Annotated in this window: 11 protein-coding genes; 8 read left to right on the top strand and 3 right to left on the bottom strand. The window is 70.7% G+C overall.

Annotated elements, in window-relative coordinates:
- Positions 1-140: 140 nt before the first annotated feature.
- Positions 141-1,604: a peptidoglycan recognition protein family protein gene (locus ACQF4J_RS27215; protein ID WP_351805895.1), complete on the bottom strand. Its 1,464-nt coding sequence runs from the start codon at positions 1,602-1,604 to the stop codon at positions 141-143.
- 129 nt (positions 1,605-1,733) lie between these two features.
- Between ACQF4J_RS27215 and ACQF4J_RS27210 the strand changes: the two genes are divergently transcribed.
- The 5 genes from ACQF4J_RS27210 to ACQF4J_RS27190 all read left to right on the top strand — a co-directional run bounded on the left by ACQF4J_RS27210 (position 1,734) and on the right by ACQF4J_RS27190 (position 9,425).
- Entirely contained in the window at positions 1,734-2,501 is a 768-nt protein-coding gene (locus ACQF4J_RS27210) for a TIGR03089 family protein (RefSeq protein ID WP_351565453.1), read from the top strand.
- Between the two features lie 101 nt (positions 2,502-2,602).
- Positions 2,603-3,892 (top strand): LCP family protein, encoded by a 1,290-nt coding sequence (locus ACQF4J_RS27205; protein WP_351565450.1) that lies wholly within the window; start codon positions 2,603-2,605, stop codon positions 3,890-3,892.
- A gap of 226 nt (positions 3,893-4,118) precedes the next feature.
- Complete coding sequence (locus tag ACQF4J_RS27200; RefSeq protein ID WP_427166966.1) at positions 4,119-5,846, top strand: LCP family protein; 1,728 nt, start codon at positions 4,119-4,121, stop codon at positions 5,844-5,846.
- Between the two features lie 76 nt (positions 5,847-5,922).
- Positions 5,923-7,572, top strand: coding sequence for an LCP family protein (locus tag ACQF4J_RS27195; RefSeq protein ID WP_427166964.1), 1,650 nt, complete (start codon positions 5,923-5,925; stop codon positions 7,570-7,572).
- A gap of 221 nt (positions 7,573-7,793) precedes the next feature.
- Positions 7,794-9,425 (top strand): LCP family protein, encoded by a 1,632-nt coding sequence (locus tag ACQF4J_RS27190; RefSeq protein ID WP_427166962.1) that lies wholly within the window; start codon positions 7,794-7,796, stop codon positions 9,423-9,425.
- A 31-nt stretch (positions 9,426-9,456) separates the two neighbouring features.
- Here ACQF4J_RS27190 and ACQF4J_RS27185 read toward each other — a convergent pair whose 3' ends face one another.
- Complete coding sequence (locus ACQF4J_RS27185; RefSeq protein ID WP_351565438.1) at positions 9,457-10,485, bottom strand: glycosyltransferase family 2 protein; 1,029 nt, start codon at positions 10,483-10,485, stop codon at positions 9,457-9,459.
- A 127-nt stretch (positions 10,486-10,612) separates the two neighbouring features.
- Between ACQF4J_RS27185 and ACQF4J_RS27180 the strand changes: the two genes are divergently transcribed.
- Positions 10,613-12,088 carry an LCP family protein gene (locus ACQF4J_RS27180; RefSeq protein WP_351565435.1) on the top strand — a complete coding sequence of 492 codons (1,476 nt, stop codon included), beginning with the start codon at positions 10,613-10,615 and terminating at the stop codon, positions 12,086-12,088.
- Positions 12,089-12,106: 18 nt separating this feature from the next.
- On the opposite strand, the gene ACQF4J_RS27175 is transcribed toward ACQF4J_RS27180, so the two are convergent.
- Complete coding sequence (locus tag ACQF4J_RS27175; RefSeq protein ID WP_351565432.1) at positions 12,107-12,664, bottom strand: acyl-CoA thioesterase; 558 nt, start codon at positions 12,662-12,664, stop codon at positions 12,107-12,109.
- A gap of 119 nt (positions 12,665-12,783) precedes the next feature.
- Here ACQF4J_RS27175 and ACQF4J_RS27170 point away from each other — a divergent pair, with 119 nt between their 5' ends.
- Positions 12,784-14,082, top strand: a complete 1,299-nt coding sequence (locus ACQF4J_RS27170; RefSeq protein ID WP_351565429.1) for an LCP family protein — start codon at positions 12,784-12,786, stop codon at positions 14,080-14,082.
- Positions 14,075-14,713: an HAD family hydrolase gene (locus tag ACQF4J_RS27165; RefSeq protein ID WP_351565421.1), complete on the top strand. Its 639-nt coding sequence runs from the start codon at positions 14,075-14,077 to the stop codon at positions 14,711-14,713. The genes ACQF4J_RS27170 and ACQF4J_RS27165 overlap by 8 nt, the downstream gene beginning before the upstream one ends.
- Positions 14,714-14,755 lie beyond the last annotated feature (42 nt).

Genomic DNA, 14,755 nt, shown 5'->3' with positions numbered 1-14,755 from the left:
TCCTGCCGGGACCGGCCGAAATGTCCTTCGGCCGGCCAGTGTATGCAGATCGTCGTGCGACGCCTTCGACGGCTCGGCGGCGTTTCGTGGTTCCGCCCCTCGTCCCCCGACGGCGGTGAATGCGACTCTCTGGTGCTCTGTCACCTGCCCTGGTAGCGGGCGGCGGTCGTGCGGGCGGTGCCGAGCTTGCGGTAGAGCTGCCGGCCCGGGCAGTCCGTGGCGAAACCGTCACGATGTCCGGAGATCACATTCAGGCGTACGTTCTTTCCCTTTCGGTAGAGATTGCCACCACCCGACTTCAGATATGTCTTGCCGCGCGGGTTGGCACCGTAGAGACCGAGTTTCCAGGCCGTGAGCCGGGCGATGGCCTTGAGGGCCGCCGCCGGAGGCTTCGCGGAGCCGAAGGTTCCGAGGACCGCGATCCCCATGCTGTTGGTGTTGAAACCGAGCGTGTGCGCGCCCAGGACCGGCTTCGCCACACCCCCGGCCCTGCCCTCGTAGATGGTTCCGCACTTGTCGACGAGGAAGTTGTAGCCGATGTCGCGCCAGCCCATGCTCCTGACGTGGTAGCGGTAGATACCGCGGATGACGGAGGCCGCCTGTGAACAGCGGTACCCGTTGCCGGAGGCCGTGTGGTGCACGAAGGCCGCCTTGACCTTCTTGGTGTAGACGAACCCCCGCTCTCGCAAGCCCTCGTTGGCGCCCCAGCCGCGGCGGGTGATGATGCGCGGGCGCGGGCCGATGTAGGGGTTGGTCCGCCGGACCTCCGTCAACTCGGGCCCCCGCAGGGTGCGTTGTTCGCTTTTCGTCGCGGCCCTGCCCAGCGCCGGGATCTCCTTGGCGCCGAGCGGGGCGAGTTCGGCGTTGGCAGCGGAGGCGGTCAGCGATTCGGCCGACTCGGCGCCGAGGCCGCGGTCGCCGGGGGCGTCGGCCTCGATGCCGCTCCGGGCGGACGGGGGCACGGCGCGCGACGCCGTCTGCGGGCCGGGGTCCACGAGTTCGAGGCGGAGTCCGGCGGGCAGCGGGGTGAAGGCGGTCACGGTGCGGGTGCCGCGGGCGGTGTCGTCCGTACGGCGTTCGCCCTCGGCGCGTACGCGGACGTCGACGCCGTCGGAATCGCCCACCCACAGCGGTGCCGTGGAGCCGCGGACATGACCGGAGGCGCGCTCGGCGGCGTCCGGGTCGGCGCCGTCGTCGTTGTGCGTCTGCAGGTCCTGCCAGCCGGACCAGGTGCCGGTGCCGGCCGCGCGGGTGCGGACCTGGACGCGGCCGTGCAGGGTGACGTCCGGGTCGTTCCAGACGACCCCGACGAGGGAGAAGGGCCGTACGTGGTCGCGGGACAGGCCCTGTTCGGGGACGGCCGGGCCGATGGCGCGGTCGCGCGTGAGGGGGGCGAGGGGGGCAAGGGGGAGGGACTGGGTGCTGCCCGGGAGGACGGCTGGGTCCTGGGCGGCCTGACGGACCGCCGTCGGCGCGGGCCTGGCTCCGCTGTTCGCTCCGCTCGGCGACGCCGCGACCGCGGGCGGGGCGAGCGGGAGGACCAGGGCGGCCGCGCAGGTGACGCCGATCGAGGAGGCGAGGGAGGAGACAAGGAATCCGCGCATGTCCCTGATGTTGGACATGGTCATATTTATCTGTCCATTCGGGAGCTGACGGTCCGTCGGCTCCCGTTCCGCCGAACCGGTGGTGCCGCCGGGCGCCGCGCCGGGTGGCGCCCGCGTACGCTTGCGCGGGTGAACGCCACCGATCGCACCCCCGCCGACCTGCTGTCTTCCGCACTCGCCGCGGACCCCGGACGCCCTCTGGTGACCTTCTACGACGACGCCACGGGCGAGCGCGTCGAACTGTCCGTGGCCACCTTCGCCAATTGGGTGGCCAAGACCGCGAACCTCCTCCAGGGCGACCTCGCGGCCTCGCCCGGCGACCGGGTCGCCCTGCTGCTGCCGGCGCACTGGCAGACGGCTGTGTGGCTGCTGGCGTGCGCGTCGGTGGGGGTCGTCGCGGACATGGACGGGAACGCCGCCGCGGCGGACGTGGTGGTGAGCGGGCCGGACACGCTGGAGGCGGCGCGGGCGTGCCGGGGTGAGCGGGTGGCGCTCGCGCTGCGGCCGCTGGGCGGGCGGTTCCCGCAGACCCCGGAGGGCTTCGTCGACTACGCCGTCGAGGTGCCGGGGCAGGGGGACCGGTTCGCGCCGTTCGCGCCGGTGGATCCCGCGGAGCCCGGGCTGATCGTGGCCGGGCGGGAGTTCGGCGCGGCCGAGGTCGTGGAGCGGGCCCGAGAAGAGGCGACGGGGCTGGGACTCACCGGGCCCGGCTGCCGGATCCTGTCGGGGCTGTCGTACGACACCTGGGACGGCTTGAACGCCGGGCTGTACGGGCCGCTCGCCACCGGGGGGTCCGTGGTGCTGTGCCGGAATCTGGAGCGGCTCGGCGAGGAGGCCCTGGCCAAGCGGATCGAGAGCGAGCGAGTGAGTACAGTGCGGCGCGGGGCCGGCGGCTGACCGGTCACCCGTTCGGATCAGCCGAGCCCACCTCCCCCGCCCCTTACGGGGCATGGTCGTAACAGCACTACGTCCGTACGCCATGAGGGGTGGGCCGGCCCGTGAGCGACACCGCACGCACTCTCGGGCCCGGCGCCGGCGCGTCCGCGACCGGCCGGGGGCTCGCACGGCGGCGCCGGCGGCGGTGGCTGCGGGGCGGCGGGCTCGGCGTGGCGCTGGTCGTACTGGCCGCCGCGGGGGCCGGGTGGGCGGTGTACGCGAAGCTGGACGGGAACATCACGGCAGACGACGCGGCGGCCGCCGAGCTGGCGCGGTACGAGAAGGAGCGGCCCACGGCGCTCGTCAAGGACGCGCAGAACATCCTGCTGATCGGGTCGGACTCGCGCTCGGGGGACGGCAACTCGCGCTACGGGCGGGACTCCGGGACCGAGCGGTCCGACACCACGATCCTGCTGCATCTGGCGGCGGGGCGGCGGACCGTCACCGCCATGTCCCTCCCGCGCGACCTGATGGTGGACGTGCCCGCCTGCCTGCGACCCGACGGGACCCGGTCCGAGCCCGCGTTCACCATGTTCAACTCCGCCTTCGAAACGGGCGGTTCGGCCTGCACCATCCGGACCGTGGAGCAGCTGACGGACATCCGCGTCGACCATCACGTGGTGGTCGACTTCCAGGGCTTCAAGGAGATGGTCGACGCCGTCGACGGGGTGCGGGTGTGCCTGCCGGAGCCGATCGACGACAAGGCCGCCAGGCTGCGGCTGCCGGCCGGGCGCGTGACGCTCGACGGGGAGCAGGCCCTGGGATACGTCAGGGCGCGCAAGTCGCTCGGGGACGGCAGCGACACCGAGCGGATGGACCGTCAGCAGCAGTTCCTCGGCGCCCTGGTCAACAAGGTGCGCGGCAACGACGTCCTGCTGAACCCGGTCAAGCTCTATCCCGTGCTGGACGCCGCCACATCGTCCCTGACGACCGATCCGGCCCTGGCGAGCCTGCGCGGGCTGTACGACCTGGTTCGCGGGCTGCGTGACATCCCCGCGGCGAATGTGCAATTCCTCACTGTCCCGCGGGAGTCGTACGCCTACGACGCCAACCGCGACCAACTGGTCGAGCCCGAGGCGCAGAAGCTGTTCGAACGGCTGCGCGCGGACCTGCCGGTCCGCGTGGTCAGGGAAGTCCCGGCGAACGCCCCCATGGAAATTCCGCAGGAATCTCCCGCAAAAAGCGCCAATTCGACTGCGGAGAGCAGGGCACCCGAAGGCCCGTACGACTACGGCGAGTACGGATACGACGACGGTAAGTCCGACGGAAACGGACCCGGGTACCCGTCGAACGGGGTTTCTCCCGCACCCACGTTCCGCGGGAACTCCGCCGCCGAGGACGCCTGCAGGTAAAGCGATCACCAAATCACCGCACTTATGTCCGAGAAAAAGGGCGAATTGCCCTGCCCTTGGGCGTGGAATTTCTCACCGTCGTCCCTGGGGGCTGAACTGGGCGGATAGTGTGAGCGGTCCGGTGCATCCCGCCGCGAGGTCCGTCCTGGCGTCGAGCACTGTGAGACCGAGACCGAGCGCCTTGAGGGGGGAAGGCGCCGCGCCCCGACGGAGGATTCGGACAATCGTGGACGCGACAGGCCGTGGGCGGGCGGACGACATCGATCCCGCAGACCAATGGGTGCTCAATCCGAACACCGGTGAATACGAACTGCGACTGAGTCCTTCCGCTCCGCAGTCGGCAGTGCCCGGCCCGCGCCGGGCGGCCTCGCGTTCCGCGGGCGGTGCCGTGCGCAGTCGTACGACGGCTCCCGCGCGCGCGCCGGGCCGTGACGTTCCGCCGCCGCGCCGCCGCCGCGGTGAGCCCGAGGAGCCGTTGCCGGGCCGGCGCGGGCACCGACCGGTGAAGAAGACGGGCAAGGCGAAGAAAATCCTGCTGTGGACGGGCGGCACGATGGCGTTCGTGCTGGTCGCCGCCGCCGGAGGCGCCTACCTCTACATCAAGCACCTCAACGACAACATCACGTCCGTCTCCGACGACGGCGCGAGCACCGGTGGCTTCAGCAAGGGCAAGGCGATCAACATCCTGCTGATCGGCACCGACAAGCGCACCGGCAAGGGCAACGACAAGTACGGCGACAAGGACAGCGTCGGCCACGCCGACACCACGATCCTGCTGCACCTCTCCAAGGACCGCTCCAACGCGACGGCGCTGAGCATCCCGCGCGACCTGATCACCGACGTCCCGGACTGCCCGACCAAGCTGGCCGACGGCACCGAGAAGGTCATCACCGGCACGGACAACGTCCGCTTCAACACCAGCCTCGGCCAGGACGACCGCACGCCCAGCTGCACCGCGCGCACGGTCACGGAGCTGACCGGGATCACGCCGGACAACTTCATGGTCGCCGACTTCAACGCGGTCAAGACGCTCACCACCGCGGTCGGCGGAGTCGACGTGTGCCTCGGCAAGGACATCAACGACCCCGACTCGCACCTGAACCTGAAGAAGGGCACGCGGCACATCCAGGGCGAGACCGCGCTGGCCTTCGTGCGCACCCGGCACGCGGTCGGCTTCGGCGGCGACCTGAGCCGGATCACCCTGCAGCAGCAGTTCCTCAGCGCCCTGATGCGGAAGCTGAAGTCGAACGACACCCTCACCGACCCGTCGAAGATGATCAAGATCGCCGAGGCGGGTACCAAGGCACTGACGGTCGACTCCAACCTCGACAGCATCGGCAAGCTGAAGGACCTCGGCCTGGAGCTGGGCAAGCTCAACCCGAAGAACCTGACGTTCACCACCGTGCCGGTGATCGACAACCCGGCGGAGAAGGTGAAGGCGACCGTCGTGCTGAAGCCGGGTGCGGCGCAGGAGGTCTTCGACGCCATCAAGAACGACGTCTCCTTCACCGCCGTCAAGGCACAGAAGAAGAAGGAGGCGGCTGCCGTCGCCGCCCGCCTCAAGGGCAGCAAGTCCGCCGCCTCCGAGGTGCGGGTGCGCATCCTCAACGGCGGGGCGGACGCGGGCAGCGCACAGGCCGAGCTCAGCTATCTGCAGAACAGCGCGGGCGTGCTGAAGTCCGAGAACGCGGGCAACGCGGACGCCTCCCAGGCGAAGACCACCCTGGAGTACTCCCCCGACCAGGCCGACCAGGCCCGCCGGCTGGCCGCCATCCTCGGTCTGTCCGGCTCGGCGATGAAGCCGGGCAAGAGCGTGACCAACGACCAGGGGCTGCCGACGATGACGCTGACCTTGGGCAAGGACTTCCCGGGGGCGGGAGAGAAGTTCACCGCGTCGTCCAAGGCGCCGGACGTCGACAAGACGACGGCCGACAAGGTTGAGTGCGCCAAGTGACCTGACGGGCCTGTCGTGCGTCTAACAGGACGCATGGCAGGCCCGTTTGACGGCGCAAGGGTGGGGAGGACGGGGAATGACGCAGAGCAGTGTGCGTGGGGAGGGAACGCGACCGGGGGTCAGGCCGGCTTTCGGCGGCCAGGAGACCGGCGAGGGCGCGGACGGCTCGGACAGATCGGGGACGGGGGCGACGGCGGCCGGCGGGCACCGCAGGGGCGGGCCGCGGCGGGGGCGACGGGTGCTGCGCTGGTCGGCGGTCACGCTGTCGGTGCTGATACTCGGCACGGCCGGCGCCGGTTACCTGTACTACGAGCACCTCAACGGCAACATCCACAAGGGCGAACGCAGCAGCGGCGACGCCAAGGCGCTGAAGTCGAAGGCGAACGCGGCCGGGCAGACGCCGCTGAACATCCTGCTGATCGGTTCGGACAGCCGTAACTCCGACGAGAACGTCAAGCTGGGCGGCGCCAAGTACGACCGCGGCAGCCCCCCGCTGGGCGATGTGCAGATGCTCATCCACCTCTCCGCGGACCGCAAGAGCGCCGCGATGGTGAGCATCCCGCGGGACACCCGCGTCGACATCCCCAAGTGCACCGACCCCAAGACCGGCAAGGTCTACCCGCCGACCAACAGCATCATCAACGAGTCACTGGCCCGCGGCGGCGCCGGCTGCACCCTCGCCACCTGGGAGAACCTCACCGGGGTCTACATCGACCACTGGATGACGATCGACTTCTCCGGCGTGGTGCGCATGGCCGACGCCATCGGCGGCGTCGACGTGTGCGTCAGGCAGAACGTGTGGGACCACCCGACGGCCGCGGTGCCCGGCGGCTCGGGTCTGAAGCTGACGGCGGGCACCCACAAGGTCGAGGGCAAGCAGGCCCTGCAGTGGCTGCGCACCCGGCACGCCTGGGGCAGCGACCTGATGCGGGCCCGTGCCCAGCACATGTACCTGAACTCGATGATCCGCAAGCTCAAGGGCCAGAACGTCTTCACCGACACCGGCCGGCTGATGGACCTGGCCGAGGCGGCGACCAAGTCGCTGTCGGTGTCCGAGGAGATCGGCACCGTCAAGAAGCTGTACGACCTGGGCATGCAGCTGAAGTCGGTGCCCACCGACCGCATCACCTCGGTGACGATGCCCAACGTCCAGGACCCGCAGAACGCCGACCACGTCGTGCCCAACGGCGCGAGCGCCGACCAGCTGTGGCGGATGCTCCGCGACGACGTACCCCTCGACGACAAGGGCAAGGCGTCGGCGTCGAAGAAGAAGTCCGCCAAGTCCGAGGCCACCAAGGCCCCTTCGGCCCCGGACGCCCAGATCGGCGTCCTGGTGCAGAACGCCACCCGCACGTCCACCCTGGGCCCGGTGGGCGGCCGCGCGGGCGTCATCGCCCAGGAGCTCGCGGCGAAAGGGTTCAGCAGGGCGTCCAAGGACGCCACGGCGGGCCTGTCCGAGGACACCACCGTCGTGCGCTACCCGAGCGCCGACCTGGAGGGCGACGCCCAGCGGGTCGCCAAGTCGCTGGGTATCCCGCTGAGTTCGGTGAAGCGGTCCACGGACGTCTCCGGCGTCACGGTCGTCGTCGGCGCCGACTGGCGCACGGGCACGGCGTATCCGAAGCAGTCCGCGCCCAAGGCGGGTCAACTGCCCAGCGGCACCGACGCCATCAACGGCTCGGACAAGAGCCAGTGCATGGACGTCTACGCGCCCTACCGCTGGTAGCCGGCCGAGCGGCTTCAGCGCGCCGGTCGAGGCGGTGAGGGCAACCTCCCGGGCCCGTCGTATGTCTCCAGGACGTACGGCGGGCCCGTGCCGTGGGGGACGGCGGGTGCGTCGACCGGGATTCACAGGGTGACCCACAGCTGAAACCAAGCTGTCTGCAGAATGATGAGGCGCGCTCACGTCCGAGGGCCCGGGGCGCAGGGGTGGGAAAGGACAGGGAGTTGGCGCACAGCAGCGTTCCCGCGGCCGAGGACACGACGTCCCGCACCGCACGGGATGGCGAGAGAGTCCCGCGGCAACGCCGGCAGGGCGGCGCAGGCGGCGGGCGGCGTGGGCGCGGCGACGGCCCGCACGGCTCCGGCGGGCGCCGCAGACACCGGATACTGCGCTGGTCGGCGACGGTCCTGGCGGTGGTCGTGGTGGGCACGGCGGGCGCCGGCTACCTCTACTACCAGCACCTCAACGACAACCTCCGCAAGGACGACCTCAACATCGGGGACAAGAAGGACCGCGCGGCCGCGCCCAAGGCCAACGCCGCCGGACAGACCCCGCTGAACATCCTGCTGATCGGCTCCGACGCCCGCGACTCCAAGGAGAACCAGAAGCTCGGCGGCGCGAAGGACACGTACAACACGCCGCCGCGCGCGGACGTCCAGATGCTGCTGCACGTCTCCGCCGACCGCACCAACATGTCGGTCGTCAGCATGCCCCGCGACACCCTCGTCGACATCCCCGAGTGCACCGACCCGGACACCGCCAAGACGTACGCCGCGTCCACCACGACGATGACCAACGCCTCCCTGGAACGCGGCGGCCCCGGCTGCACGGTGGCCACCTGGGAGAAGCTCACCGACATCCACATCGACCACTTCGTCATGGTCGACTTCGCCGGCGTGGTCTCCATGGCCGACGCCGTCGGCGGCGTCCCGGTCTGCGTGGACGCCGACATCTACTCGCACACCTCCTCCGGCCACGGCTCGGGCCTGAAGCTGAGGAAGGGCACCACCTCCGTCCAGGGCAAGCAGGCCCTGCAGTGGCTGCGCACCCGCTACGGCTTCGAGGACGGCAGCGACATCGCGCGCACCAAGGCCCAGCACATGTACATGAACTCGATGGTCCGCCAGCTGCGCGCCAACGCCACGCTCAGCAACCCGGGCAAGCTGCGCGCGCTCGCCGAGACGGCCACCGAGGCGCTGACGGTGGACGACGGCCTTGGCACCGTCGCCAAGCTCTACGACCTGAGCAAGGAGCTGAAGAAGGTCCCCACCGAGCGCATCACCATGACGACGATGCCCTGGGTGTACTCCTCCGACGGCAACCGGGTACTGCCCAAGCCCACCGACGCGGCGAAGCTGTTCCGGCTGGTGCGCGAGGACATCGCGCTGGACGGCAAGGACAAGAAGGAGACCACGACGGCCACGGCGACCGCCGAGCCGACCGACACCGACGACAAGATCGCCGTACAGGTGCAGAACGGCACCCGCAGCAGCACCCTCGCCCCGGTGAGCGGACGGGCGGGCGCGGTCGCCCAGCTGCTCGTCGGCAAGGGCTTCAAGGAGGCCGTGGCGGACTCCTCCACCCTGCTCGGCCGGGACGAGACGGTGATCCGCTACCCCAGCGCCGACCTGGAGGGCGACGCCCGGCGGGTCGCCAAGGTGCTCGGCATCCCGGCCGACCAGGTGAAGAAGTCCACGGACGTCGACGGCGTCACCCTGGTCGTCGGCGCCGACTGGCGCACCGGCACCAAATACACCTCCGCGGACGACGACGACACGACACCGAAGTCGGCGAGCGCCCTCAACGGCGCGGACACCAAGGCCTGTATGCACGTCGACCCGGACTACACCTGGTAGTCCGGGCCGCAAGGGGGAGGCTCGCGGGTGCTCAGTCGGCGGCGAGCACCGCGGGCCGCCGCGACGCGATGACCTTCCTGGCCAGCGACTTCGGGCTGGTCAGGAAGCCCCAGCCCCAGCACATGTGCATGGTGGCGAGGGCCACCGGGATCTGCAGCCGGGCCTTCAGCGGCAGCCCCCTGCCCGCCGGGACCGACCCGAGGACGATCGCCGCGAGGTAGCCGCCGGGGACGACGAAGCCCCACGGCGTGAGCAGGGCGCCCACCAGGACGCCAGCCGCTATCGCCAGGACCGCCGTCGGCGGGGCCAGGTAGCGCAGGTTGATGGAGCCCTCGTGGTAACGGGCGACGACGTGCCGCCAACGGCCGTAGTCCTTGTACTGCTTGGCCAGCGCCCGCACGCTCGGCCGCGGCCGGTACGACACCCGCAGCTCCGGCGAGAACCAGATCAGCCCGCCGGCCTCCCGGATGCGGAAGTTCAGCTCCCAGTCCTGGGCCCGGATGAACTCCTCGTTGTACCCGCCCTGCCGCTCCAGCGCCTCGCGCCGGAAGACGCCGAGGTACACCGTCTCGGCCTGCTGGGCCTCGCCGCCCGTGTGGAAGGCCGCGTTGCCCACCCCGATCTTCGAGGTCATCGCGGCGGCGACGGCGTGCTCCCAGTCGTTCTCGCCCTCGGCGTGCATGATGCCGCCGACGTTCTGCGCACCGGTCTCCTGCAGCAGCCGTACGGCGGTGGCGATGTAGTTCGGCGAGAGCATGCCGTGGCCGTCGACGCGGACCACGATCGGGTGCCGGGAGGCCTTGATCGCCGCGTTGAGGGCCGCGGGGGTGCGGCCGGTGGGATTGGGGACGGTGTGGACGCGCGGGTCTTCCCGTACGAGCTCGGCGGCGATCTCGTCCGTACGGTCCGTGGACGGACCGAGGGCGATCACGACCTCCATCTCGCCGGCGTACTCCTGCGCGAGGATCGCTTGGACGGCTCCGCGCAGATGCCGTTCCTCGTCGAGGACGGGCATGATCACAGAAACGGCGGGGAGCTGCACGTCGGAATTGGCGTTCATCGGTGCTCACGTTACCGCGAACGGGGGACAGCTCCGCGCCCCGCCGGGGCGGCGGACCGGGCCGCAGATCGTATCGGCCTACGGTGCTCACGATCCCACGTACGGCCGTAGCCCGGAGGTGTCCCCCATGCCCACGCAGCCCCGGTCCGCCGCCCCCGCCCGTCCACAGCGGCGCACCCAGCCGCCCCGTACCCCGCAGCAGCGCGGCGGCGGCGCACCACGGCCCCCCGTGCGCCGCAAGAAGCCACGCTGGGCCATGCGGGCGGTGACGACCCTCTCCGTCGTCGTCCTCGCCTCGGCCGGGATCGGGCACGCGGTGGTCACCAGCCTCGACGCGGACATCGCCCGCGTGGACCCCTTCAAGGACATGAAGAACCGCCCGCGCGGCGGACACGGCATGAACGTCCTGCTGGTCGGCACGGACGGCCGCGACAGGATCACCGCACAGGAGCGGCACCAGTACCACCTGGGCGGCGCGCCCTGTCACTGCACCGACACGATGATGATCGTGCACATCTCGGAGGACCGGGAACGGGCGACCGTGGTGAGCCTGCCGCGCGACTCCTACACGCAGGTGCCGAACGCCGACGGCAAGGGCACCCACCCGATCAAGCTCAACGCGGCGTACGCGGAGGGCGGCCCCAACCTCACCGTGCGGACCGTGGAGAACATGACCCACGTGAAGATCGACCACTACCTGGAGGTCGACTTCACCAGCTTCATGAGAACGGTCGACGTACTGGGCGGGGTCAAGGTCTGCACCACCGAACCCCTCAGGGACACCTACACCGGCCTCGACCTGCCCGCCGGCACCCACACCCTGATGGGCGGCCAGGCCCTGCAGTACGTCCGCGCCCGGCACGTCGACGGCGCCTCCGACCTGGGCCGCATGAAGCGCCAGCAGCGCTTCCTGGCCGCCCTCGTGGAACGGGCCACGTCCTCCGGGATCCTGCTGAACCCCATGAAGTTCCGGGACGTGACCCGGGCCGTGCTGGGCTCGGTACGCGCGGACAAGGGCTTCGGCACCGACGAACTCCTCGACCTCGGCCGCGCGATGCGCGACTTCTCCCCCTCCTCCTCGGAGTTCACCACGGCCCCCATCGGGCAGATGGGATACGCCGTCAAGGGCGTCGGCTCGACCCTGAAGTGGGACACCGCCAAGGCCGACGCCCTGTTCGCCGACCTCCGTGACGACAAGCCCCTGACCGTGCACCGCGCCGGCGGCCCCAAGGTCGTCCGCGTCGAGGTCGCCCCCCAGCGGATCCGCGTCCAGGTCGAGAACGGCACCGCCACCGGGGGCCTCGGCCGGCGCGTGGACGCCGCCCTGGCCGGCGCCGGCTTCGGCACGACCCGCACGCCCGCGAACGCGGCCGACCGCAAGGTCGCACGGACGGTCGTCACCTACGACCCCCGCTGGGACCGCTCGGCCAGGTCACTGGCGGCCGCACTGCCCGGCAGCGAACTGCGGGCCGTCAAGGGCCTGGGCCCGACGCTGAAGGTGATCGCCGGGGCCGACTTCAAGGGCGTACAGAAGGTACGGGCGGAGGACGCGACCCAGGGCCGCTTCGAGACCGTGACCGGGGACCAGGTGGTGTGCTCGTAGGCGCGCTCGGCCCTCGGGTCAGTCGTCCAGGCCCTCCGCCGCCCGCTTCTGACGCAGTTCCATGATCGCCCGGCGGCGGGCCAGCCGGTGGGTGCGGCGGATCTGGGCCTCCTGGTAGCGGCGCCTGTCCTTCTCGGTCTCAGGGAGGACCGGCGGGACCCGGCGGGGCTTGCCGTCGGAGTCGACGGCGGCGAAGACGAGGTAGGCGGAGCCGACCTGGGTGGGCGGGGTGGACTCGTTCCAGCGCTCGGCCAGGACCCGGACACCGACCTCCATGGAGGTCCGGCCGGTCCAGTTGACCTGCGCCTTGACGTGGACCAGGTCGCCGACGCGGACCGGCTCCAGGAACACCATCTCGTCCATGGACGCGGTGACCGCGGGCCCGCCGCTGTGCCGGCCGGCCACGGCACCCGCCGCGTCGTCGACGAGCTTCATGATCACACCGCCGTGCACCGTGCCCAGGAGGTTGGTGTCGTTGTGGGTCATGATGTGGCTGAGCGTGGTCCGCGACGCCGAGGTGGGCTTGCCGGGGATGCCCGGGGTGTCCGATTCCGTGGCCGTGGCCTGGTCTGTCATGGCGTCCACCTTATGCCGACGTGACATTCGCGGACTTTGTGTTGGGTTCGCAACAGCAGTGCCCTGATTTTTCGACGACCCTTGTAAAGGGCATGCCCGCTGCCTGCACACTGGGGCCCATGAACGAGTGGCCCGAGGCATGGTCCGACGACAACCGCGACAACCGGTACGGACGCGGCAGCGCGAGCGCACAGCCCGAGAGCGCGCGCGTGATGCGGCAGGTCCGGCGGCCGGGCCCGGGCGCGTACGGGGGCTCCGGCCCGTCCGCGCCGCCGTACGGCGGTGGGGTGCCCCAGCAGCCGTCGTACGTCAACGGCCAGGGCCACGGCGGCTACGCCGGCGGCCCCGGGCCCGACGACTACGACGACGGCTACAACACCGGGCAGGTGTACGGCGGTGGCCACGGCGGTCCCGGCGGGCCCGGTGCGGGCCGGCCGCGGCCGAACTGGCGGCGCCGTATCAAGTGGACGGCGATCACGGTCGTCACCGTGCTGGTCGTGACGTCCGTCGCCACGTACTTCTGGGCCGACTCCAAGCTGCACCGGGACGTGGACCTGTCCAAGGTCATCGACAGACCGGCCACGGGCGACGGCACGAACTACCTGATCGTCGGCTCCGACAGCCGCGCCGGGATGTCCGCCGAGGAGAAGAAGAAGCTCCACACCGGCTCCGCCGAGGGCAAGCGCACGGACTCGATGATGATCCTGCACGTCGGCTCCAGCGGCGACACGCTGATCTCCCTGCCGCGCGACTCGAACGTGACGATCCCCTCGTACAAGGGATCGACCTCCGGCAAGACCTACCCGAACACGGGCCGGCAGACGAAGCTGAACGCGGCCTACGCGGAGGACGGGCCGACGCTGCTGGTCCGCACGGTCGAGTACAACATGGGCCTGCACATCGACCACTACGTGGAGATCGGCTTCGCCGGCTTCGCGAAGATCGTGGACGCGGTGGGCGGCGTGACGATCGACATCGACAAGGGCTTCAAGGACAAGTACTCGGGCGCCGACTTCAAGGCGGGCAAGCAGACGCTGAACGGCGAGCAGGCCCTCGCCTTCGTCCGCACCCGGCACGCCTTCGCCGCCTCCGACCTGCAGCGCACGAAGAACCAGCAGAAGTTCCTGTCGGCCCTGGCCCACCAGGTGGCGACCCCGTCGACGGTCCTCAACCCCTTCAAGTTCTATCCGACGATGGGCGCGGGCCTGGACTCCCTCACCGTCGACAAGGACATGAGCCTGTGGGACCTGGCGTCCATGTTCTGGGCGATGAAGGGCGTCAGCGGCGGTGACGGCACGTCGATGAACATGCCGATCTCCGGCTCCACCGGCGGCAACCTGGTCTGGGACAAGGCGAAGGTGAAGACGCTGGTGAACGAGTTGAACAACGACCAGAAGGTCACGGTGTCGGGTGACTGACGGCAACAACGGCAGACCGCCCTTCGGGGCGGTTCTGTGTGACGTGGACAACGTGGTCCGCTCCTTCGACTCCTCCCGCCTGCAGGCCCTGGAGCGGGCCGCGGGGATCGCCGAGGGGTCCACCAAGAAGGTGGCGTTCGCGCCGGAGACGGTCTCGCCGCTGCTGCTGGGCGAGATCACGTCGCAGGAGTGGGCGGAGTCGATCGCGGCGGGCCTGGCCGGGCTGGTGCCCGACTCCGATCCGCAGACGGCGTACGAACTGGCCCTGGCCCTGCTGGAGTCCCCCTTCCACGCCGACGACGAGGTGGTGTCCCTGCTGCGCCGCGCCCGCATCCGGGTGCCGGTCGTCCTCGTCTCCAACGCGGCCCTGGAGCTGGAGGCCGACCTCGACTCCCTCGGCCTGGGCGACCTCGCCGACCACGTCGTCAACAGCGCCCGGGTGGGCCTGGCCAAGCCGGACCCGCGCATCTACCGGCTGGCGGCGGACCTGGCCGGCGTCCACCCCGAACGCTGCCTGTTCGTCGACGACAGCGAGGAGAACGTCGGCGCGGCGGCCGCCCTGGGCATGAACGCGGTGCACTACCGCGACCCGGCGGACCTGGAGCGAGCGCTGGAACCCCTGTTCACCTGACGCGGCGGGGGCACCCGTGACGGATGCCCCCACTCACGCTTG

Origin of the sequence: Streptomyces sp. C1-1, from assembly GCF_050214755.1 — a bacterium.
Lineage (GTDB): Bacteria > Actinomycetota > Actinomycetes > Streptomycetales > Streptomycetaceae > Streptomyces.
This window is presented reverse-complemented; position numbering and strand designations above follow the sequence as displayed.